Raw genomic sequence first — 24,573 nt, 5'->3', positions numbered from 1 at the left:
TCCCTTTGGCAGTCGCCCCAAAGGAAGCAAAAGGCTTGCCCCTGCATCCGGGTCCGGCTTCGCCGGACTTCCCTCCCTCCATCGTTGCTCCGGGGGCCCGGCGAGAGGGGCCATCCATGGCCCCGCACGCCTCTCGCGGCATCCATGCCGCTCGTCCCCCTGCGCAACGATTCCGCTCGGCCTCCTGAAGGGGCGTAGTCGCTGCCCCTCCTCGACTGCCCGGTTTCAGGCCCGTGTGGGCTTCAGGATGGTTCGTGCCTCGCCGGCGCGAGTCCCCCCTCTCCTCTTCAGGGAGAGGGGCCGGGGCGGGCCGCGTTCGGATGAGGGGGGGGGATTGGCACGGAGGCCTGGAGGTACCGGGCTAGAAGGCTCTACTCAACGTTGCAACAGCTAACGCAGACATAGCCATTTCAACCGCAGGTTCGCCCCTCGAACCTTCAGGGGCAGCTGCGCTGCCCTTGGCGAATGAATTGGCTCCTACAGTCAAACCAACTTTCCCGCCAGCCACTCCACCACTTCGGTGTGAATCCCTTCCACCTCGGCCAGCAACCCGGCCATGCGCAGGAAGTCGTGGGTCAGGCCGGGCTGGGTCAGCACCTTCACCTCATTGCCCGCCGCTTCCAGCTTCTGCGCATAGGCCAGGCCTTCGTCGTGCAGCGGGTCATGCCCGGCGAGGTAGACCAGGGCCGGCGCCAGGCCGGACAGGTCGGGCGCCAGCAAGGGCGAGCAGCGCCAGTCGGCCAGGTCTTGCGGGGTGCGTCCGTAGTGCTGGTAGAACCAGTCCAACGTCGCGGTTTCCAGCAGGTAGCCCTCGGCGAAGTCGCGGTGCGACGGCCGCTTGGAGGTGGCATCGGTCACCGGATAGACCAGCACTTGCGCCTTGGGCACCAGGGCCAGTTCCTCGGGGTTACGGGCGGCGATGATCGACAGCACGGTCGCCAGGCTGGCGCCAACGCTGTCCCCGGCAAAGGCCACGCGCGTCGGGTCGAGGCTCAGCGCGGCACCTTCGCGCAGCAGCCAGTTGGCCGCATCGCAGGCATCCTCAACCGGTGTCGGGAAACGCCATTCCGGGGCCAGGCGGTAGTCCACCGCCAGCAACGCGAAGAAGCCGTGGCCGGCAAGGCGACGGCACAGGGCGTCGTGGGAGTCCAGGCTACCGACCACATAGCCGCCGCCGTGGAAGTACAGCAACGTCGGCTGCGGTTCCGCGCCCAGATCGGGGGCTCGGTACAGCCGCGCCGACAGCGTCCAGCCATCGCGTGCCGGAATGCCCAGTGACGTGCAGGCGACGTGTGCCAGCGGCTGGTCCAGCGCCAGGGAGGCCAGCTCGAAATCGGCGCGGGCCTGCTCCGGGGTTTGTTCGTGCATGGCCCGGCTCTTGCCGGTAAGACGGCCGAATTCGACCAGTTCGAGGAAGGCTTCGAGTTCAGGCACGACGGCCATGGTGTGTCCTTGAATGGAGGGCGACAGAACCTAAGGAACGATTCCGGCGCTCGAACATTTAGCTGACTCCGATGGGTAGAGCCTGCGAAACCCATCGCTCCGTGGTGATGGGTTTCGCTCCGCTCAACCGCATCCTACGAAAGCGTCGCCGGCTGGGGTGCCAGCAGCGCCTGCAGCTCGGCCAGCAGCTCGTCCTGCTGCAGCAACGCGTAGTGCCCACCGGAGACGACGCGGTCCAGGGCGCGGTGAACCTGGCCGTCGAACACCCGGCGTTCTTCGTCGCGGCCGGCCACCCACCAGCAGTGGGCCGCCACGTCGGTCGACGGCAGGCTGTGCTGGCCGAGGGACAAGGCCTTGAGGCGCGAGCCCACGGCGAAGATCTGCCCCAGCTCGCTGGCACCCAGCAGGCCGTGGTCGCCCTCGCCGCTGCGCGGTGCATCCATCGCGGCCTCGATCACCCGTGTGGCGCCCGCGGCCTCGGCCAGATTCGCCGCATGCACGGCGATCAGCCCTTCAGCCTCTTCCGCCGCCATACCCAGCACGAAGACCAGGAAGTCGCGCAGGTCCTCGCGCCAATCCCCCGCTTCGGCCACGCCGGCAACGAAGGTGTCCACCAGGCCGGCGAACTCCACCAACTGGCCCTGGCCTTCCAGCTCACGGGCCACCAGCAGCGCCAGGGCGCCGCCGAGGGACCAGCCGAGCAGGTGATACGGGCCGTGCGGCTGCTGCTGGCGGATGCGCGCGGCATAGGCTTCGGCCATGGACTGCAAGGAAACGTCCTGCCAGGTCGGGTCCAGCAACATCCGGCATTGCAGGCCGTAGACCGTGCGCCGGCCGTCGAGTCGGCGGGCCAGCGGCTCGTAGTCGAACACTGTGCCGAAACCGGCATGCAGGCAGAACAGCGCCGGCACCTCGGAAATACGGGTGTTCAGCGCCAGCAGCGGGTCCGGCGCTTCGTTCTGCTCGGTTGGCCCATAGCCGGACAGTTCGGCAATACAGGGTTTCTGCATCAAGTCGCGGAGCTTGAGGGTGAAGCCCAGCTCAGGCTGGCTGCGCACCCGCGAGATGACCTTGAGCACTTGCAGCGAGTCGCCGCCCAGTTCGAAGAAGTTGTCGTCGATGCCGACCTTGGGCACGCCAAGCACCTCCTGCCAGATGGCTACCAGCGCCTGTTCCAGGGCGTTGCGCGGGGCGCGGTAGCTGTTGGCGCTCCACTCGGGTTCGGGCAGCGCGCGGCGATCCAGCTTGCCGTTGGCCGACAGCGGGAAGCGCTCCAGCATCAGGATACGCGCCGGCACCATGTAATCCGGCAGCTGCGCCTGGAGTTCGGCCTTGAGGGCGCGTTCCAGGCCAGCCCCGGCGCTGGATACCACATAGCCGGCCAACTGCTTGCCGGTGGCGCTTTCGCGCACCACAACCGCCGCATCCTGCACGCCGACGCAGGCCCGCAGGCGCGCCTCGATTTCGCCCAGTTCGATACGGAAGCCGCGAATCTTCACCTGCTGGTCGAGGCGGCCGAGGTAGTCCACCAGGCCATCCTCACGCTGTCGTACCAGGTCGCCGGTGCGGTACATGCGCCCGCCCCGAGCGTCGAAGGGGTCCGGCACGAAGCGCTCGGCGGTCAGCCCTGCACGCTGGTGGTAGCCGCGCGCCAGGCATTCGCCACCGAGATACAGCTCGCCGGCAACGCCTACCGGCAGCGGGTTGAGGTCGGCATCCAGCACATACAGGCCGCGTCCGGCCACGCCACGGCCAATGGGCGCGTAGGCGGCGTCGCAGCGCTCGCTGGCCTCGGCGCGCCAGAGCAGCGGCGTAACCACGGTTTCGGTGGGGCCGTAGCCATTCACCAGACGGCGCGGACGCAGGGCACGCTTGACCTGCTCGAAGCTGGCCTCGGGCACCGCATCGCCGCCGAAGCAGTAAACCTGCACGGCCGGTGCCTGGCCCTGGCGCTCGGCCACTTCGGCCAGTTGTTGCAGGTAAGCCGGCGGGAAGCAGGCCACGGTGACACCGTGCTGCTGCAGGGCAGCCAGCGTCTGCTCCGGTGTCCACAGGCTGTCGTCGCGCACCACCAGGCTGCCGCCGGCCAGCAACACACTGAGCCAGCGTTCCTGGGCACCGTCGAAGGCGAAGGACATGAAGTGCAGCTCGCGGCTGGCGCTGTCCAGCTCATACAGGTCGATGATGCTGCGGCAATGGCGGTGTATCGGTCCGCGCGCCACAGCCACGCCCTTGGGCAGGCCAGTGGAGCCGGAGGTGTAGATCAGGTAGGCAAGATGACCCGGCAGGTACGTGACCTGCGGCGCGGCATCGGTGCCCTCTACCACCAGACGATCCAGTTCCAGGCGCGGGGTATCGCCGCCGAGGGCGACGCGCTGGTCCAGGTCGCTGTCGCAAAGCAGCAGGCTGGCGCGGGAGTCGGCCAGCATGAAGGCCAGCCGCTCGGCTGGATAGTCCAGGTCCAGCGGCACGTAAGCGCCGCCCGCCTTGAGCACGGCGAGGAAGGCCAACACCAGTCGCTCGGAACGTGGCAGCGCCACCGCTACCAGGCTTTCCGGGCCGATGCCGCGCTGCTGGAGCTGACCAGCCAACTGGTTGGCCTGGCGGTCCAGCTCGGCATAGGTCAGTTCGCGGCCCGCGCAGATCAGCGCCACCTGGTCCGGCTGCTGGCGCACCCGCTGGTCGAAGGCAGTCAGCAGGTCGCCCGCCTGCGCTTCCACCGTTGGCAGCTCGAAGCAGGCACCCGGCAGGCCGAACTCGCCCAGCGGGCGCGCCGCGTCAAAGGTGATCACCGCCAGCAAGCCTTCCAGCTGGGCGCGGATGCGCACCACTTCGGCCTCGCTGAAGCGCTCGCGCAGGTACAGGTACTCGATCTCCAACCCTTGTTCAGTGGCGCTCACCATCAGGTCCATGGGGAAGTTGGTGACACCACCGCTGCCGACTTCGGCAAAGCGCAATTCACCTTCCTGCGAGCCACGCAGGGCGCGGTCCACCGGGTGGTTCTCGAACACGATAATGCTGTCGAACAGGCCCTGGCCGCCCTGTCCGGCCCAGCGCTGGATATCGGACAGCGGCGTGTGTTCGAAGTCGCGCACCGCCAGGTTGTAGTCCTGCAGCTCACGCAGCCAGTCGCCAAGCGCCCGCTGCGGTTCCAGGGTCTGGATCACCGGCAGGGTATTGATGAACAGGCCGAGCATGTCCTGCGCGCCGGCGAGGTTCGCCGGGCGGCCGGCCACCGTGGCGCCGAAGGCCACGCTGCGCTGGCCGCTGTGGCGTTGCAGCAGGAGCAACCAGGCGGCCTGCACCAGGGTGTTGAGGGTGACGCGCTGGGCCTTGGCGAAGGCATGCAGGCCACGGGTGGCCTCGGCGTCGAGGTAGCTGTACATCACCCCGTGGCCCTTGCCTTCGGCGCCGGATGCCTTGGCCAGGATGGTTGGCTCCTCGAGGGTCGCCAGCCGATTGCGCCAGAAGCCTTCGGCTGCACCACCGTCCTGGCGTTGCAGCCAGGCGATGTAATCCGCATAGCGCCCGGCCAGGGCCGGCAGGTTCTCGCCGGCGTACAAGCGCAGCATCTCGCCCAGCAGGCGCGACGCGCTCCAGCCGTCCAGCAGCAGGTGGTGGTAGGTCCAGATCATCTGGTAGCGGGCATTGCCCAGGCGAACCAGGGTGAAGCGCATCAGCGGCGGCTGGGCAAGGTCAAAGCCACGGGCCTGGTCCTCGGCGGCCAGCGCTTGCAGCGCGGCTTCGGTCTCGGTGCGGTCGCGCCAGTCCAGCTCGGTGATGGGTAGCTCCACCTGCTGGTGCACGGCCTGCAACGGGTCGGCCTGGCCATCACGCCAGAGGAAGGCTGCACGCAGCACTTCATGGCGCTCCAGCAATACGGCCCAGGCGGCGCGGAAACGCGCCGGGTCCAAGCCGTCGACGGAGACGCTGAGCTGGTTGACGTAGAGGTTCAGCTCCGGGGAATCCACGCAGTGGAAGAGCATGCCCTGCTGCATCGGCGACAGCGGATAGAGGTCGCTCAGCCCGGTGCGATTTGCCTGGCTCGGTGCCAGGGCGAAGGCCGGCGTATCCAGCGCCACGTCCAGGGCGGCATCGCGGCGCACGGCCACCGCCGCCAGGGCGCGGATGGTCTGCTGCTCGAACAACTGCTTGGGCGTGAACGCCAGGCCACGCTGGCCGGCACGACTCACCGCCTGCAGGGAGATGATGGAATCGCCGCCCAGTTCGAAGAAGTTTTCGGTGACGCCGATGCGCTCCAGCCCCAACAGCTCCTGCCAGATGTCCACCAGCAACGCTTCGGCCGGCGTCGCCGGGGCCACCCGTTCACCCACCTCGCGGCTGCCTTCCGGTGCCGGCAGCGCCTGGCGATCGAGCTTGCCGTTGGGGGTCAGCGGGAAGGCCGCCAGGCACATCAGGTGCGCCGGCAGCATGTGCGCCGGGAGGCCGGCACGCAGGTGCGCGGTCAATGCCTCGCGCAGTGCGGCCTCGTCGGCCAGCGGGTCGCGCGGCACCACATAGCCCACCAGTTGGCGGCCAGCGGGGCCTTCGCGGTCCACCACCCAGGCTTCGCGCACGCCTTCATGTTCCAGCAGGCTGGCCTCGATCTCGCCCAGTTCGATGCGGAAACCGCGAATCTTCACCTGCTGGTCGATGCGGCCCAGGTACTCCACCACGCCGTCCGCACGGAAGCGCGCCAGGTCACCGGAGCGATACAGGCGCGCGCCGGGCACGAAGGGATCGGGCACGAAGCGTTCGGCGGTCAGCCCCGGACGCTGGTGGTAGCCACGGGCGACGCCTTCGCCGCCCAGGTACAGCTCGCCGGGCACGCCCACTGGCAGCGGCTGCAGGTTGCCGTCCAACACATAGGCTGTGCGCCGGCCCACCGGCCGGCCGATGGGCAGGAAGGCGGAGTCGAAGGTGGTATCGGGATAGGCGCGCCAGATCAGCGGCGTGACCACGGTTTCCGTCGGGCCATAGCCGTTGATGATGCGTGGCGGCCGCAGCACCCGCTGGACCTCGTCGAAGGCGTGCTTGGGCATGCCCTCGCCGCCCACGGTGTAGGAGCGGATCGGCAGCTCGCGCCCCGCCTCACCGATGTAGTCAGCCATCTGCAACAGGTAGCTCGGGGTGAAGCAGGCGATGGTGATGCCGTGGCGGGCGATCTCGGCGCAGGTGCGCTCCACGCTCCACAGCTCGTTGTCGCGGGGCATCAGCGCCGAGCCATACACCAGCGGGGTCAGCCAGCGCTCGTGGGCGCCGTCGAAGCTGATGGAGGCGAATTGCAGCTCGCGGTCTTCCGGGGTCATGCCGTACAGCGCGCCGATAGCCAGGCAGTGCATGGCCAGCGGGCCCTGGGCGACGCTGACGCCTTTCGGGCGGCCGGTGGAGCCAGAGGTATAGATGAGGTACGCGAGGTTTTCCGGGTGGCTGAGGTTGACCGGGTTGCTCTCGGGCAGGTGCTCCAGCGGCTCGCTGTCCAGGGCCAGCATCGGCAGGCCTTCCGGCACCGGCAGGCCGGCGTGCAGCCAGGACTGGCTGAGCAGCAGCGCGATGCCGCTGTCCTCCATCAGGTAGCGCAGGCGCTCGGCCGGGTAGGCCGGGTCCAGCGGCACATAGGCGCCACCGGCCTTGAGGGTGGCCAGCAGCCCCAGGATCATGTCCGGCGAACGTTCCACCGCCACGCCCACACGGACTTCCGGGCCGACACCCAGCTCGCGCAGACGATGGGCCAGGCGATTGGCGCGGACATTCAGTTCGGCGTAGCTCCACTCCAGGTCACCGAAGATCAGCGCCGTGGCCTCTGGTCGCAGCGCAGCCTGGGCCTCGATCAGTTGGTGTACGCAGGGTCGGGTTTCCGGCTCTGGCTGCGGCAGGTTCCACTCCACCAATTGCTGGCGGCGCTCGGCGACGGTGAGCAGGTCCAGGTCGCCCAGGGCGCTCTGTGGCGCAGCAACCATGGCCTCCAACAGGGCCGCCAGATGCTCGCTCATGCGGGCAATGGCAACACGGCTGAAGTGGCTGCGCAGGTAGCTCCAGGTCAGGCTGAGCTGGCCTTCATGCACCGCCGCCAGGGTCAGTGGGTAGTTGGTGCGCTCGTGGTTTTCCGGGATGGAGAACGCCAGCCCCGCCGGAGCACCCTGCTGCAGGGCCGCGGCGATGGGGAAGTTCTCGAACACCAGCAGGCTGTCGAACAGCGGTTCGCCGGCGCGTCCCGCCCAGCGCTGAACATCCGCCAGGGCGGTGAACTCATGCTCGCGCAGCTGCAGGTTCTGCCCCTGCAGGTGCTCCAGCCACTGGGCGACGCTCAGGGACGCTTCGGGCGCGGCGATTACCGGCAGGGTGTTGATGAACAGGCCGAGCTGGCCTTCCGCACCGGGCAAGTCCGCCGGACGGCCGGACACAGTGGCACCGAAGGCCACGCAGCGCTGGCCGCTGTAGCGTTGCAACAGCACTACCCAGGCACCCTGCACCAGGGTGTTGAGGGTCACTTTGCGTTGCCGGGCGCACTCGGCTAGGCGCTGGCTGGTGGCCTCGTCGAACTGTTGGCGGTGGTCGGCATAACCGCCCTGCTCCGCTTCATCCGGCGCGCCATGGGCCAGGCTCTGGGCCAGCAGCGTCGGCTGGTCGAGTTCAGCCAATTGCGCGCGCCAGAAGGCCTGGTCGGCCTCGGCGTCCTGATCGTGCAGCCAACCGATGTAGTCGGCGAAGCGGCCGGCCGGGGCCGCCACGTCGTCGCCGGCATAGCGTTGCAGCACTTCGCCCAGCAGCAGCGAGTTGCTCCAGCCGTCCAGCAGCAGGTGGTGATGGGTGTAGATCAGTTGCTGACGGTCATCGTCCAGGCGCACCAGGGCCAGACGCAGCAGCGGCGGCCGCGCCGGGTCGAAGCCCAGGCGCTCGGCATCGCTCAGCGCCGCCAGGGCGTCGGCCTGATCGGCACGACCGCGCCAGTCCAGCACCTGCAGCGGCAGGCGCAGGTCGCGCTCCACCAGTTGCAGCGGTTCGCTGGCGCCAGACGGCCAGTGGAAGCCGCTGCGCAGGATTGGGTGGGCATCCAGCGCCGCTTGCCAGGCGCGGCCCAGGCGCTCGGCGTCCAGGCCGCGCACCTCCACGCTGAGCTGGTTGACGTAGGCGCCAGCCAGCGGCTCGTAGAGGCTGTGGAACAGCAGGCCCGCCTGCATCGGCGAAAGTGGATAGAGGTCGTCGATGCGCGCCGGTGCAACGGGCAGCGCGTCCAGCTGCGCCTGGGTGACGCGCGCCAGTGGAAAGTCCGCCGGGGTCACGCCGCCAGCGCCCTCTTCCTGGCAATGGGCAATCAGCGCCAGCAGTTCGTGGCGGAAGCCTTCGGCAAGGGCGCGGATGGCACTGGTTTCGAAGCACTGGCGGCTGAAGCTCCAGTCCAGCTTCAGCTCGCCACCGTAGACCTGGCCATCCACTGCCAGCCAGTTGATCAGCGGCGCATCGGCATGCTGCGTCGCGCCACTGCTCTCGCGAGCGGGAGCGAACAGCGCGTCCTCGCTGAAGCTCTGGTCGAACTGGCCCAGGTAGTTGAAGGTGACTCGCGCCTGTGGCAGCGCCGCCAGGGCGGCACGCGTGGCGTCATCGCCCAGGTGGCGCAGCAGGCCGTAGCCCAGGCCCTTGCCGGGAATCTCGCGCAGCTGCTGCTTGATCGCCTTGATGGAGCCGGCCATGTCCGCAGTCGGAACCAGCTTCACCGGAAACAGGCTGGTGAACCAGCCGACGGTACGGGTCAGGTCGAGGTCGTCGAACAGCTCTTCACGGCCATGGCCTTCCAGTTGCACCAGGGCCGACGATTGCCGGGACCAGCTGCACAGGGCGCGGGCCAGGGCGGTCAGCAGCAGGTCGTTGACCTGGGTGCGGTAGGCGGCCGGCGCCTGTTGCAGCAGGCTGCGGGTCTGCTCGCGGTCCAGGCCGATGCTGACGCACTGGCGATGGCGCAGCGCCTGGCTGGCAGTCGGGTTGGCCACTGGCAGTTCACCGCTGGCATCCGCCAGATGCGATTGCCACCAGGTCAGTTCGGCATCCAGTTGGCCGGAGCGCGCGTACTGCTCCAGGCGCGCGGCCCAGGCCTGCATCGCGCTGGTCTTTTCCGGCAGAGGTTGATCGGCGTAGGCGGCTTGCAGGTCTTCCAGCAGCACGCGCCAGGACACGCCGTCCACCACCAGGTGGTGGATCACCAGCAACAGGCGCTGGCTGCCATCGCCGCAGTTGACCAGCGCCGCGCGCAGCAGCGGGCCGTCATGCAGCGATAGGCTGCGCTGGGCTTCATCGCAGAGCGCCTGCAGAGACTCCTCGCCCATGGCGCGACCGGTCCAGAGCAGGTCGGTGGCGGCGGTGCTGTCCAGCGGCATGTAGCGCGCGGTCCATTGGCCGTCGACTTCGCGGAATTGCAGGCGCAGCGCGTCGTGCTGGGCCAGGAGTTTCTGCAGGGCCGCTTGCAGGCGGCCCAGTTCCAGCGGCTCGCGGGGCTGCAACAGCACTGCCTGGTTCCAGTGCTGGCGCTGTGGGATGGATTGCTCGAAGAACCAGCGCTGCACCGGAGTCAACCGCTGGGCACCTTCCACCGGCCCTTGCTGAGCCTGGCTGGCTTCCTGCTCACGGGCCACGGCGGCCAGGGCTGCCAGGCTCTGCTGCTGGAACAGGTCACGGGGGGAAAGTTTCAGGCCGGCGCGTCGGGCACGGCTAACCACCTGGATGGAGATGATGGAATCGCCGCCCAGTTCGAAGAAGTTGTCCTGTCTCCCTACCCGCTCGACGCCCAGCACCTCCTGCCAGATCGCCGCCATCTGCTCCTCACGCTCACCGCGCGGCGCTTCGAACTCGCGCTGGCTGACGCTGGCTTCAGGCTTGGGCAGGGCCTTGCGGTCCAGCTTGCCGTTGGGGCTCAGCGGCATGCTTTCCAGGAGGATCATCTGCGCCGGCACCATGTAGTCCGGCAGGCTGGCCAGCAGGTGCGTCTTCAGCGCCTCGCGCCACGGCCCCTGGGCAGCGGCGTCCAGCAGTTCGCGGCGCTTGGGTACCAGATAGGCCACCAGTTGCTTGCCGCTCGGGCCGTCCAGGGCCAGCAGCACGGCCTCCTGCACGTCGGGGTGTTCCTGCATGCGCGCTTCGATCTCGCCCAGCTCGATGCGCAGGCCGCGAACCTTCACCTGGTGGTCGAGTCGGCCGCAGTACTCGATGGCGCCGTCGGCGCGATAACGCGCCAGGTCGCCGGTGCGGTAGAGGCGTTCGCCGCTGCCGAAGGGGTCCACCACGAAGCGTTCGGCGGTCAGGCCCGGACGGCGGTGGTAGCCACGGGCCAGGCCGACGCCGCCCAGGTACAACTCGCCCACGGCACCCGTGGGCAGGGGTTGCAGCTCGGCGTCGAGGATGTGGGTACGCAGGTTGGCGATGGGCCGGCCGATGGGCACGCTGTCGCGGCCCTCCTCCAGGCAGGTCCAGTGGGTGACATCGATGGCCGCCTCCGTGGGGCCGTAGAGGTTGTACAGGCCCGCATTGGGCAGCAGGCGCAGGGTCTGGCGCTGCAGCTCCACTGGCAGGGCTTCGCCGCTGCAGATGATGCGGGTCAGCGACGAACAGCCGGCCGCTTCATCGGCGCCGACGAAGGCCTGGAGCATGGAGGGCACGAAATGCAGGGTGGTGATGCCCTCTCTGCGGATCAGCGCCGCCAGTCCCTGCGGGTCGCGATGCAGGCCGGGTTCGGCGACCACCAGGGTGGCGCCTTCCATCAGCGGCCAGAAGAACTCCCACACCGACACGTCGAAGCTGAACGGCGTCTTCTGCAGCACCTTGTCACCGGCGCGCAGGTGGTAGGCCTGTTGCATCCAGGCCAGGCGGTTGTACAGGGCAACGTGGCGATTGCCCGCGCCCTTGGGCTTGCCAGTGGAGCCGGAGGTGTAGATGACGTACGCAAGGTTCTCGGCCGTGGCGAGGTTGTCCAGGTTCTCGTCGGACTCCTCGGCCAGCCAGTCGGCATCACCTTGCAGGCAGATGCTCTGTACGCCTTCCGGCAACGGCAGCGTGGCCAGCAGGTGCTGCTGGGTCAGCAGCAGTTGGATGCCGCTGTCTTCGATCATGTAGGCCAAGCGGTCGGCCGGGTATTCCGGGTCCAGCGGCACGTAGGCGCCACCGGCCTTGAGGATGGCCACCAGGGCCACGACCATTTCCAGCGAGCGCTCGCAGGCCACGCCCACCAGGGATTCCGGGCCGACGCCCTGCTTGCGCAGGTGACGGGCCAGGCGGTTGGCGCGCAGGTTCAGCTCGGCATAGGACAGGCGCTGCCCCTTGAACACCAGGGCCGTGGCCGCGCCGTTCTCGGCTACGCAGGCTTCGATCTGCTGTTGCACGCAGACCGGGCCGGGATACCGGGTAGCGGTCGCGTTCAGCGCTTCCAGGGTGGCGCTGCGTTCGGCGGCGTCCAGCAGCGGCAGCTCGGCGATGGGCGCCTCCGGGTTGGCCAGCAGGCCGCCCAGCAGGTTGCGCCAGTGTTGCGCCAGGCGCTCGATGCGCGGTGCGTCGAACAGGTCGGTGGCGTAGGTCAGGCTGGCCAGCAGGCGCTCGCCTTCTTCATGGGTGTCCAGTTGCAGGTCGAACTGGGTGGTGCGACCGCTCCAGTCCAGGCTTTCTACCTTCAACCCCGGCAGCGCACCGTCGAGGGCACCCGGCCTGGACTGCTGGTGGTTGACCATCACCTGGAACAGCGGGCTGTGGCTCAGGCTGCGCTCACCTTGCAAGGCCTGCACCAGACGCTCGAAGGGCAGCTCCTGGTGGTCCTGGGCACCGAGCACGGCATCGCGGGTGCGCTCCAGCAGTTGGTTGAACGGCAGGCGACCATCCATCTCAGCGCGCAGCACCTGGGTGTTGACGAAGAAACCGATCAGGCCGCGGGTTTCCGCGCGGTTGCGGTTGCCCACCGGCACGCCGACACAGAAATCACGCTGGCCGCTGTAGCGGTGCAGCAGGGTCTGGAAACTGGCCAGCAGGAGCATGAACAGGGTCACGCCGCGTTGCCGTGCCAGGGCCTTGAGGCCAGCAGCGGTGGCCGCGTCGAGGGCGAAGTCCAGGCGCGCACCGCGTTGGCTCGGCTGGGCCGGGCGTGGGCGGTCGGTGGGCAGTTCCAGCAGGCTCTGCTCGCTGCCGAGCTGGGCTTTCCACCAGTCCAGCTGACGTTCCAGCTCGCCGGCTTCCATCCAGCGGCGCTGCCACAAGGCGTAGTCGGCGTACTGGATCGGCAAATCCGGCAATACCGCATCAACGCCCTGGCTGAAGCCGGCGTAGAGCTGGGAGAACTCTTCCACCAGCACGCCCATGGACCAGCCGTCGGCGACTATGTGATGCAGGCACAGCACCAGCACCTGATCCTCGTCGTCCAGTTGCAGGAGCGTCACGCGCAGCAGCGGGCCGGTGGCGAGATCAAAGGGGCGCTGGATCTCCGCTTCCACCCGGCGCAGGGCGGCGTCCAGACGCTGGCCTTGCGGCACGTGGCGCAGGTCCACCTGTTCCAACGGCAGGCTGAATGCCGCTTCCACCTGTTGCAGCACCTGGCCTTCCTGCTCGATGAAGCGCGTGCGCAGGGTCTGGTGACGGGCCACCAGCGCATCGAAGCTGCGTTGCAGCGCCGCCACGTCCAGCTTGCCGATCAGGCGCAGGGCCGCCGGGATGTTGTAGGCGGCGCCTTGCGGGTCCAGTTGCCAGAGGAACCACTGGCGTTGCTGGGCGTAGGACAACGCCTGCGGCTCGCCGGCTTCGGCACTCGGCGGGATCGGCAACTGGCCGAAACTCACGCCCTGCTCGGCCATGCGCTTGAGGAACTCGCGACGCTGCTCGGGGGCCAGGCCGGCGAAACGGGTGGCGATACGCCAGGCGGTGGTGTTTTCCATCAAAGAGTCTCCATCTCGTCCAGCAGCGATTCGAGCGCGTCCAGACGTGCAGCGTTGTCAGCCGGAGCCTGTGCCCCGGCCAGGGCCGCGTAGGCCCGAAGATCGGCGGACTCGAACAGCGCGCGCAGCGGCAGTTCGATGCCCAGTTCCAGTTCCACCCGGGCGCTGGCTTGTGCCGCCAGCAGGGAATGCCCGCCCAGGTCGAAGAAGTTGTCGCGGCAACCGACCCGTTCCACTTCCAGCACCTCGGCCCAGATGGCGGCGATGCGCCCTTCCAACTCGCCCTGGGGCGCCTCGTAGGGTCGCTGCCAGGCGTCGGCATCCGGCGTCGGCAGGGCCTTGCGGTCGAGCTTGCCGTTGCCGGTCAGCGGCAGTTGGTCCAGCAGCAGCAGGTGCGCCGGCACCATGTAGTCCGGCAGCCCGGCCTTGAGCGCGGTACGCAGGGCATCGCGCCAGGCCAGCGGGTCGACCGGCTGCACCTCGGGCACCACGTAGGCACAGAGCTGCGCCCCGGCGGCGCTCTGCTGCACCGCCAATACCGCCTGGCGCACGCCGTCCTGCTCCAACAGGCGCGCTTCGATCTCGCCCAGCTCGATGCGGAAGCCACGGATCTTCACCTGCTGGTCCTTGCGGCCCAGGTAATCGATACCGCCATCGGCACGCTGGCGCGCCAAGTCGCCGGAGCGGTACAGGCGCTCGCCAGCGGCGAAGGGGCTGGGCACGAAGCGTTCAGCGGTCAGCCCGGCGCGGCCGTGGTAACCACGGGCGAGGCCGGCGCCGGCGATGTACAGCTCGCCACTGGCGCCCACCGGCACCGGCTGCAGGTTGGCGTCCAGCAGGTACCAGGCGAGGTCGCGGATCGGCCGGCCGATGGGGCTCTGCGCCGGGCCGTCGAGGTCCGCCAGGCTGATCGGCCGGTAGGTGACATGCACCGTGGTTTCGGTGATGCCGTACATGTTCACCAGGGTCGGCTTGCGGTCGCCAAAGCGCTCGAACCAGGGCTTGAGGCTGGCCAGCTCCAGCGCCTCGCCACCGAAGATCACCACCCGCAGCGCCAGCTCGCGGGGGCTGCTGCAGGCCAGCGGCAGCAGTTGGCGGAAGGCGGTGGGCGTCTGGTTGAGCACCGTCACGCGCTCATCGCCCAGCAACTGGTGGAAGGCTTCCGGCGAGCGGCTGACGAAGTACGGCACCACCACCAGGCGGCCGCCGGTGCAGAGGGCACCGAACAGCTCCCACACCGAGAAATCGAAGGCGTAGGAGTGGAACAGGGTCCAGACATCCTCGGCGCCGAAGCGGAATTCCTCCGCCGTGGCGCTGAGCAGGCGGGTGACGTTGCCATGGCTGAGTAGCGCGCCCTTCGGGCGGCCGGTGGAGCCAGAGGTGTAGATGACGTAGGCGAGGTTGTCCGGCGCGGTACGGTTGCCAGGGTTCTCGGCGCTGTAGCCGGCCAGGTCCTGCTCATCCAGGCAGAGCGCCTGGAGGCCTTCGCGCATCGACAGCCCGTCTTTCAGGTGAGCCTGGGTCAGCACCAGGGCGATGCCGCTGTCTTCGACCATGTAGGCCAGGCGGTCGGCCGGGTATTCCGGGTCCAGCGGCACATAGGCGCCACCGGCCTTGAGGATCGCCAGCAGCCCCACCACCAGCGGCATGGCGCGTTCCGTGGCGATGCCCACCCGCACTTCCGGGCCGACACCCAGCTCGCGCAGCTTGTGGGCCAGGCGGTTGGCCTGGGCATTCAGCTCGCCGTAGGACAGGTGCTCGCCCTCGCAGCTGAGCGCCAGGGCCTCGGGACGCTGGGCAGCCTGTGCCTCGAAGAGCTGGTGCAGCACCGGCGAAACCGGCTGCGCCTCAAACTTTGGGTTCCAGCTTTGCAGCAGGCCATCACGCTCGGCGGTGGTGATCAGCGGCAACTCGCCGACTCGGCATTGCGGGTCTTCCACCACCGCACGCAGCAGGTGCTGCCAGTGGCCGGCGAGGCGTTGGACGCTGCTGGCGTCGAACAAATCAGCCGCATAGGTGAGGCTGGCGTGGAGAGTGTCGCCCTGCTCTTCGGTGTCCAGTGCCAGGTCGAACTGGGCGCTGTGCTGGCGCCAGTCCAGGCGCTCGACCTTGAGCCCCGCAAGCTCGCGCTCAACGCTCTGGCCCAGTTGCTTCTGGTGGTTGTAGAGCACCTGGAACAGCGGGCTGTGATTGAGGCTGCGCTGCGGTTGCAGGGCTTCCACCAGTTGCTCGAAGGGCAGTTCCTGATGGGCCTGGGCGCCCAGCGCGGCCTGTCGGACCTGTTGCAGCAGCGCGCTGAAGGGTTGCTGGCCGTCCACCTCGGCGCGAAGCACCTGGGTGTTGATGAAGAAGCCGATCAGGCCTTCGGTTTCCAGGCGCGAACGCCCCGCGTTGGGCACGCCAACGCGAATGTCGTCCTGCCCGCTCATGCGGTGCAGCAGGGCCTGGAAGCTGGCCAGCAGGAGTATGAACAGGGTCACCTGCTGCTCCTGGGCACGGCGGCGCAGGCCGGCGACCAGTGCCGGTTCCAGGCTGAGTTCCAGGCGCGCACCGCGTTCGCTGCGGCGGGCCGGACGGGTCAGCTCGCTGGGCAGTTCCAGCAGCGGCTGGCGCTCGCCCAGTTGCGCCTTCCACCAGTCGAGCTGGCGGGCGCCCTCCCCGGCATCCAGCCAGTCGCGCTGCCAGCGGGCGTAGTCGGCGTAGCGCACCGGCAGTGTCGGCAGGCGGGCCTCGCGCCCTTCAACCTGGGCCTGATAGAGCTGGGCGAACTCATCCACCATCACTTGCATCGACCAGCCGTCAGCGGCGATGTGGTGCACGGTGAGCACCAGCACATGCTCGTCCTCCGCGACGTTCAGCAACAGCACCCGCAGCAGCGGGCCGTTGCGCAGGTCGAACGGCTGGCGCATTTCCTCTTCCACCAGCGCGTCGATCTGCGCCTGGCTCGGCGCCTCCAGACTCAGCTCGCTGAACTGCAGCGGCAGGCTGGCGTGCAGCACCGGGCGGGCTTCGTGGCCGTCCTGGGTGAAGGTGGTGCGCAGGGTGTCGTGGCGCGCTTGCAGGGCGGCAAAGCTTGCCAGCAGCGCGTCGCGGTCCAGGCGGCCCTTCAGGCGCAGGGCGGCGGGGATGTTGTAGGCCGCGCTCTGCGGGTCCAGTTGCCAGAGAATCCACTGGCGCTGCTGGGCGTAGGACAGCACGGCCGGCGCGTCGGCGGGCAGTCGCTTGAGCTGCGACTGGCCGCTGCCACCCGCCTGGGCGGCGCACTTGGCGAAGGCGGCCAGTTCGCTGGCCTCGAACAGGCTGGCCAGCGGCAGTTCGATGCCGAGCTGCTGGCGCACCCGCGAAATCACCTGGGTGACCAGCAGGGAGTGGCCGCCGAGTTCGAAGAAGTTGTCGCTACGACCGACCCGCTCGACCTTCAGTACCTCGGCCCAAATGGCTGCCAGTTGGCTTTCCAGGCCTTCGGCGGGCGCTGCGAAATCTCGCTGCCAGTCGCTGGCCTCGAAGCGCGGCAGGGCCTTGCGGTCCACCTTGCCGTTGGCGTTCAGCGGCAGGCGTTCCAGCAGCAGCCATTGCAGCGGCACCATGTATTCCGGCAGTTGCGCCTTGAGGGCGTTCTTAAGGCGCTCGCGCAGGGCGGTCGGGTCCTCGTTGGCGACATCCGCCACCACATAGGCCACCAGCGCTTTGCCGGTGGGGCCTTCCTGCACCAGCACGACCGCTTCACGCACGCCGTCCTGGTCACGCAGGCGGGATTCGATCTCGCCCAGTTCGATGCGGAAGCCGCGAATCTTCACCTGCGAGTCGATCCGGCCTACGTATTCCAGCAGGCCGTCCGGGCGGGGGCGTGCGAGGTCGCCGGTGCGGTACAGGCGCGCGCCCGGCTCGCCGAACGGATCGGGAATGAACACTGCGGCGGTACGCTGCGGGTCGCTCAGGTAGCCGCGCCCCACGCCGGTGCCGGCCACATATAGCTCGCCCACAGCGCCGGTGGGCACCGGCAGCAGGCGGCCATCCAGCACGTAGAGGCGGTTGTTGTCGGTGGCCGAACCAATGGGCAGGAAGGCGCTTTCCGCCGATGCGGCATCCACGCGGAACAGCGCCACGTCGTCCGAGCATTCGGCCGGGCCGTAGGCGTTCACCAGACCGATGGCCGGGTAGCGCTGCAGCCAGCGGCGCGCCAGTTCCGGCGGCATGGCTTCGCCCGTAGGGAGCATCCAGCGCAGGCTGTCGAGGCTGCCGGCGGGCTCGTCCAGCAAGCCCTGAATCAGCGAGGGCACGCTTTCCAGCACGGTGATGCCACGGCTGCGCACATGGGCCAGCAGCGCGGCGGGGTCGTGGGCGATGGCGTTGGGGACGATGTCCACCTGGGCGCCGAACAGCGGTGCGGTGAGGAACTGCCACACGGAAATATCGAAACTCTGCGAGGCGGTCTGGGCGATCACATCGGCCCCGCTCAGGTCCAGGTACGGCACCTTGCTGAGCTGGTTGTTGAGCATGCCGGCCTGTTCGACCATCACGCCCTTCGGTGTGCCGGTGGAGCCGGAGGTGTAGATGACGTAAGCCAGGTTGTGCGGGCCGGTGTGAATGCCCGGCTGGGTGCTGGGCAGCCCGGCGCCCTGCACCTCGTCCCAGAGCAGCAGCGCCGGGCGGCGGCCTTGGGGAAGCGTGGCGATCAGCGCTTCGGCCTGGGCACGGCAGGCGCCGCTTGCCAGCAGCGCGGGCACGCGGCCCAGTTCCAGCAGGTTGAGCAGACGCTGCTCCGGCAACTGCGGGTCCAGCGGCAGGTAGCCGGCACCCGCCTTGAAGGTGCCAACCATCATGCCTAGCAGCGCCAGGCTGCGTTCGGCCAGCAAGGCAACGGGCTGGTCGATGCCAACCCCGGCGCCGATCAGCCCGTGGGCAACGCGGTTGGCTTGCTCGTCGAGCTGGCGGTAGGTCCAACGTTGGTCCAGGCAAGTGGCAACCACCTGCTCCGGCTGGGCCGCCACCTGGGCTTCGAACAGGCGCACGTAGCCCTGGTCCAGCGGGTAGTCGCGTCCAGTGCGGTTGCCGGCTTCCAGCAGTTCGCGGCGCTCCGCGTCCGCCACCAGCGGCAGGTCGGCGAAATCGCCCAGGAAGCCTTCGCCAATGGCCAGCAGCAGGCGTTTGAAGTCGCCCAGCAGGCGGTCGATGGTGGGCTCGTCGAAGTAGCGTTGGTCGTAGGACAGGTGCAGGCCCAGGGCATCGCCCGGATAGACCACCACCGTCAGCGGGTAGTTGGTGTGGGTGCGCGCGGTGTCGGATTTGGCGCTGATTTCCCTGGCGCCGCTCTCCACGGCGCTTTCCACCGGGGCGTTCTCGTAGACGAACAGGCTGTCGAAGATCTGCTGGCCCTTCTCAAGGGCGCTGCAGGCCTGGATTTTCACCAGCGGCAGGTGCTCGTGCTCGCGCAGGGCCAGGTTGTGCTCGAAGAGGTCCTGCAGCCACTGGCGCACGCTGAGCTTCTGGCCGGGTTGCGGCAGGCGCATGCGCAGCGGAATGCTGTTGATGAACAGGCCGACGGTGTCCTGCATTTCCGGGCGGCTGACCGGGCGGCCGGCCACAGTGACGCCGAACAGCACTTCGTCCAGCCCGCCGTAACGGTGCAGCACCAGCGCCCAGGCGGCCTGGGTCAGCGTGTTGACGGTGAGCTGGCAGCGTTGGGCCAGTTCGCGCAGGGCGCGGCCCTGGCTGGCTTCGAGGTAGGCGTAACGGTCGCCGATCACCGAGAAGCCGCCCTGGCGGCGCACCGGGCGGTCGTAGGGCAGCGGCGTGGGCTGTTCGAAGCCGGCCAGCTCCGTGCTCCAGGCCTCCAGCGCGGCGCGCTCGCCCTGCTGTTGCAGCCAGGCGATGAAATCGCGGTAGCGGGCGGCCGGCGCCAGGCTGCGGCTGCCGCTGTAGAAGGCGAAGAAGTCCTGCAGCAGCAGAGAACGGCACCAGGCATCGATCAGGATGTGGTGGTTGCTGAGGATGAACCAGTACTGCCCGGCGCCACGGCGGATCAGGCGCAGGGCGAAGGGCGGCTTGTTGAGCAGGTCGAATCCCTGGGCGCGGTCGACGGCCAGCAACTCCTGCAGGGCGGCTTCGTGTTCGGCTTCAGGAAGCGCCGACCAGTCGCGGAAGTCCACGTCCGGCGCGGCGTCGCGATGGATGATCTGCAGCATCTGGCCGTCGTCATCCAGGCTGAAGGACGCGCGCAGGGCGTCGTGGCGGCGGGCCACGTCGCGCCAGGCGGCGGTGAAGCGCGGCAGGTCGATCTCGCTGTCGATGATGTAGCGGTCCTGCATGAAGTAGATGCCCGAGTGGGGCTCCAGCAGGGTGTGCACCAGCAAGCCTTCCTGCATGGGCGACAGCGGGTAGATGTCTTCCACCTCGGCAGCCGGCACCGGCAGCGCATCCAGTTGCGCCTGGGTCAGTTTTGCCAGGGGGAAGTCGGACGGGGTGAAGCCGCCATTGCCTTCGGCCACACAGTGCGCGATCAGCGCTTCCAGCTCGGCGCGATAGGCATCGGCCAGGGCCTGGATGGTTTCGCGGCGGTACATCTCGCGGCTGAAGCCGAACTGCAGGGACAGTTCGCCGCCGTATACCTGCCCTTCCACGCTCAGCCAGTTGGCCAGCGGCGCATCGTCGGCCTGGGCCTTGCCACCGCCCTCGCCTGCCGGGACGAACAGCGCGGCTTCGTCGAACTGCGCATCGAACTGGCCCAGGTAGTTGAAGGTAACGCGCGGCTGCGGCAACGCAGACAGGGCCGCGCCATTGCCGAGGTAGCGCAGCAGCCCGTAGCCAAGCCCCTTGCCGGGCACTGAGCGCAGTTGTTCCTTCACCGCCTTGAGGGCGCTCGCCAGTTCGCCGGTCGGAATCAATTTCACCGGGAACAGACTGGTGAACCAGCCGACGGTGCGGGTCAGGTCGATGTCGTCGAACAGGTCTTCGCGGCCGTGGCCTTCCAGTTGCACCAGCACCGCTTCATCGCCGCTCCAGCGGCACAGCACGCGGGCCAGGGCGGTCAGCAGCAGGTCGTTGACCTGGGTGCGGTAGGCGGCGGGTGCCTCCTTCAGCAGTTGGCGGGTGCGTTCGGCGTCGAGGCGGAGTTTCAGCGTGTCGCCATGTCGGTTCTGCAGGCGGCCTTCCGGGTTGTCGCGGGGCAGCTCGGCCGGTGCGCTGTGCAGCTCGGCTTGCCACCAGGCGAGTTCGGCTTGCAGTGCCTCGCTCTGGGCATGGCCTTGCAGGCGCTGGGCCCAGGTTTGATAGGCACTGGTCTTGGCCGGGAGGCGCACGGCAGCACCCGCTTCCAGTTGGCGGTAGGCGGTTTGCAGGTCTTCCAGCAACACGCGCCAGGACACGCCGTCCACCACCAGATGGTGGATCACCAGCAGCAGGCGCTGGCTGCCGTCGGCCTGTTCGATCAGCGCGGCGCGCAGCAATGGACCGTTGGCGAGATCGAGGCTGCGCTGCACTTCATCGCAGAAGACGGTCATTTCCGCACCGCTGGCCTGTCCCTGCCAGAGCAGGGTCTGGTTAGCGTCAACGTGGGTCTGGCGCCACTGGCCGCCCTCCTCAGTGAAGCGCAGGCGCAGGGCGTCGTGCTGGCGCACTAGCTGTTGCAGGGCGTCTTCCAGCAGGGCCGGGTCCAGCGGCTGGCGCGGCTCCAGCAGCAGGGATTGGTTCCAGTGGCCGCGCTCAGCGATGGGCAGTTCGAAGAACCAGCGCTGCACCGGGGTCAGCAGTGCTTCGCCTTCCACGGGGCCCTGGTCGATGCTGCTGGCTTCGCTGCACTCGGCCACAGCGGCCAGGCTCTGTACCGTCTGGTGCTGGAAGATATCGCGCGGGCTGAAGCGGATGCCGGCCTGGCGGGCACGGCTGACCACCTGGATGGAGACGATGGAGTCGCCGCCCAACTCGAAGAAGTTGTCGGTCAGGCCAACGCGCTCCACCTTGAGCACGTCCTGCCAGATGCTCGCCAGTTGCTGCTCCACGGCACTGCGCGGGGCCTGGTATTCCTGGCGGACCTGCTGCAGGTCAGGCTTGGGCAGGGCCTTGCGGTCGAGCTTGCCGTTGGGGCTGAGCGGCATGGCCGGCAGCAGGATGAACTGCGCCGGCACCATGTAATCCGGCAGGGTGGCGCCCAGGTGGGCCTTGAGTGCCTCGCGCAGCGCGATCTCATCCCTGCCCTGCTCCGTCGCCACCAGGTAGGCCACCAGTTGCTTGCCGCTGGCGCCGTCATGGGCGACGACCACCGCCTCACGCACGCCGGCGTGGCTTTGCAGGCGGGCTTCGATCTCGCCCAGTTCGATACGGAAGCCACGAATCTTCACCTGGTGATCGAGGCGGCCGAGGTATTCGATCACTCCGTCTTCGCGATAGCGCGCCAGGTCGCCGGTGCGGTACATGCGTTCGCCAGCGGCGAAGGGGTTGGCCACGAAGCGCTCGGCAGTCAGGCTGGCGCGGCGGTGGTAGCCACGAGCGAGGCCGGCACCTGCCAGGTACAGCTCACCAACCACGCCCACCGGCACGGGGTTGAGGCGGGCGTCGAGGATGTGGGTGGCGAGGTTGGCGATGGGCTGGCCGATGGGCACGCTGTCGCGGCCTTCATCACGGCAGGTCCAGTGGGTGACGTCGATGGCCGCTTCGGTCGGGCCATAGAGGTTGAACAGGCCGACGCCCGGCAATTGGGCGAAGACCTGGCCTTGCAGCTCCGCCGGCAGGGCTTCGCCGCTGCAGACGATGCGCTCGAGGCTGGCGCATTGGGCGGCGCCCCGCTCCTCCACCACCAGTTGCGAAGCGAAGGCCTGCAGCATGGACGGCACGAAGTGCAGCGTGGTGACCCGGTGCGCCTCGATCAGCGCCAGCAGGCGGGCCGGATCGCGGTGATCGCCAGGGTTGGCCACGGCCAGGCGCGCGCCCACCATCAACGGCCAGAAGAACTCCCACACCGACACGTCGAAGCTGAAGGGGGTTTTCTGCAGCACGGTGTCATTCGCATCCAGCGCGTAGGCCGACTGCATCCAGGCCAGGCGGTTGTGCAACGCCGCGTGGGTGTTGCCGGCGCCCTTGGGCTTGCCGGTGGAGCCGGAGGTGTAGATGACGTAGGCGAGGTTGTTCGGCGCGATGGCGGCGTCCGGGTTGGCGGCGCTGAAGGCTTCCATCGCGTCGCCGTCCTGGTCCAGGCAGAGGCTGGTCACCCCTTCCGGCAGCGGCAACTCCGCCAGCAGGTGACTCTGGGTCAGCAGCAGCTTGATGCCGCTGTCGTCGAACAGGTAGGCCAGACGGTCGCGCGGGTATTCCGGGTCGAAGGGCACGTAGGCGCCCCCGGCCTTGAGGATCGCCAGCAAGCCGACCACCAGCTCCACGGAGCGCTCGCAGGCCACGCCCACCAGGGACTCCGGGCCGACACCCAGGCTGCGCAGCTTGTGCGCCAAGCGGTTGGCGCGGGCGTTGAGTTGGGCGTAGGTCAGGTTTTCAGTACCGAAGGCCAGGGCCTGCGCGTCCGGCTGGGTGGCGGCCTGGGCCTCGAACAGGCGCTGCACCGGGGCATAGGCGTAATCCCGGGCGGTGGCATTCCAGCCCTGTACCTGGCGGGTCAGTTCTTCGGCATCCAGCAGCGGCAGCTCGCCCACCGCCTGATCCGGGTTGGCGACGATGCCGCGCAGCAGGTTCAGCCAGTGGCGCACCATGCGCTCGGCGGTGGCGCGCTCGAACAGGTCGGTGGCGTAGGTCAGTGCCGCTTCCAGGCGGCCGGACTTTTCCAGGGTGTCCAGGGCCAGGTCGAACTGGGTGGTGCGGCCTTCCCACTCCTGGCGGCTGATCTTCAGCCCGCCCAGGCTGTCCAGCGCGGTGACGTCGGCCACGAACGGCTGGTGGTTGTAGAGGGCCTGGAACAGCGGGTTGTGGCTGAGGTTGCGCTCGACGTTCAGCGCTTCCACCAGTTGCTCGAAGGGCAGCTCCTGATGAGCCTGGGCGCCGAGGGCGGCCTGCTTCACCTGTTGCAGCAAGGTGGCGAACGGCAGCTGGCCGTCGAACTCGCTGCGCAGCACCTGGGTGTTGACGAAGAAGCCGATCAGCCCCTCGGTTTCCGCGCGGTTGCGGTTGGCGATGGGCACGCCGACGCGGATTTCGCGCTGGCCGCTGTAGCGCGCCAGCAGCACCTGGTAGCTGGCCAGCAGCAGCATGAACAGGGTGACGCCCTGCTGCCGCGCCAGGCCGCGCAGTTGCTCGGCCAGCGCGGGCTCGATGGCGAACTCCAGGCGCACGCCCTTGTAGCTGGGGCTGGCCGGGCGCGGGTGGTCGGCGGGCAGCTCCAGCAGGCTGTGCTCGCTGCCCAGGTGGGCCTTCCAGTAGTCGAGCTGACGCTCCTGCTCGCCGGCTTCCAGCCACTGGCGCTGCCAGAGGGCGTAGTCGCGGTATTGGATGGGCAGCTCGGTCAGTTGCGGGGCTTCGCCGGCGCAGAAGGCGCGGTACAGGCGGGAGAACTCGTCGATCAGCACGTTCATCGACCAGCCGTCGGAGACGATGTGGTGCAGGGTCACCAGTAGCAGGTGCTCGTCTTCGGCCAGCTTCACCAGCTTCAGGCGCAGCAAGGGGCCCTGCTCCAGGTCGAAGGGCTTTTGCGCCTGCTCCTCGGCGCTCTGGCGGGCGCGGGATTCGCGAGCGGCAGTGGGCAGCAGGGTCAGGTCTTCGTGCTCGACCTCGACGGGAGCCGACGCGTGAATGCGCTGCACCGGCACGCCGCCGTCCAGATGGAAGGTGGTGCGCAGGGTTTCGTGGCGCTCGACCAGCGCGGCGAAGGCCTGTTCCAGCGCGGCCACGTCCAGCGCGCCGTGCAGGCGCACAGCGCCCGGCAGGTTGTAGGCGGCGCCGTGCGGGTCCAGTTGCCAGAGGAACCACATGCGCCGCTGGGCGTAGGACAGCTGCTCGCGCTCGGCAATGGCGACATTGGCGGGAATGGGGAACAGGTTGAAATCGACGCTCTCCTTGCGCAGCCCTTCGAGGAAGAGCCGGCGTTTTTCCACGGGCAGCTCGATGAATCGATGGGCGAGTCTCAGGGCGTCTTGGGCATTCATCTGTTCTTTCCATCCAACAAAGTCATTGGGAAGCGTTCGCTTTCCGCCATAACCAGTCAGACGAAACAGGCTGTTACGTCTTTAGCGTGGGGAGGGAAATTCGACAGACGCGCAAGGAAAGCGCCTACGCAGGAACTGCGTTGCTGGCT

At 68.5% G+C, this 24,573-nt stretch carries 3 protein-coding genes; all 3 read right to left on the bottom strand.

Features of this window, described 5'->3' with window-relative positions:
- Positions 1-483: 483 nt before the first annotated feature.
- Positions 484-1,443 (bottom strand): alpha/beta hydrolase, encoded by a 960-nt coding sequence (locus G559_RS0105990; protein WP_028627375.1) that lies wholly within the window; start codon positions 1,441-1,443, stop codon positions 484-486.
- Between the two features lie 134 nt (positions 1,444-1,577).
- Entirely contained in the window at positions 1,578-13,343 is an 11,766-nt protein-coding gene (locus G559_RS0105985; protein ID WP_028627374.1) for a non-ribosomal peptide synthase/polyketide synthase, read from the bottom strand.
- Complete coding sequence (locus tag G559_RS0105980) at positions 13,343-24,424, bottom strand: non-ribosomal peptide synthase/polyketide synthase (RefSeq protein WP_028627373.1); 11,082 nt, start codon at positions 24,422-24,424, stop codon at positions 13,343-13,345. The genes G559_RS0105985 and G559_RS0105980 overlap by 1 nt, the downstream gene beginning before the upstream one ends.
- Between the last annotated feature and the right edge of the window lie 149 nt (positions 24,425-24,573).

Origin of the sequence: Metapseudomonas resinovorans DSM 21078 (assembly GCF_000423545.1) — a bacterium.
Taxonomy (GTDB): Bacteria; Pseudomonadota; Gammaproteobacteria; order Pseudomonadales; family Pseudomonadaceae; genus Metapseudomonas; species Metapseudomonas resinovorans.
Note: the sequence above shows the minus strand (reverse complement) of the source record. Positions and strands in the feature narration are given on the sequence as shown.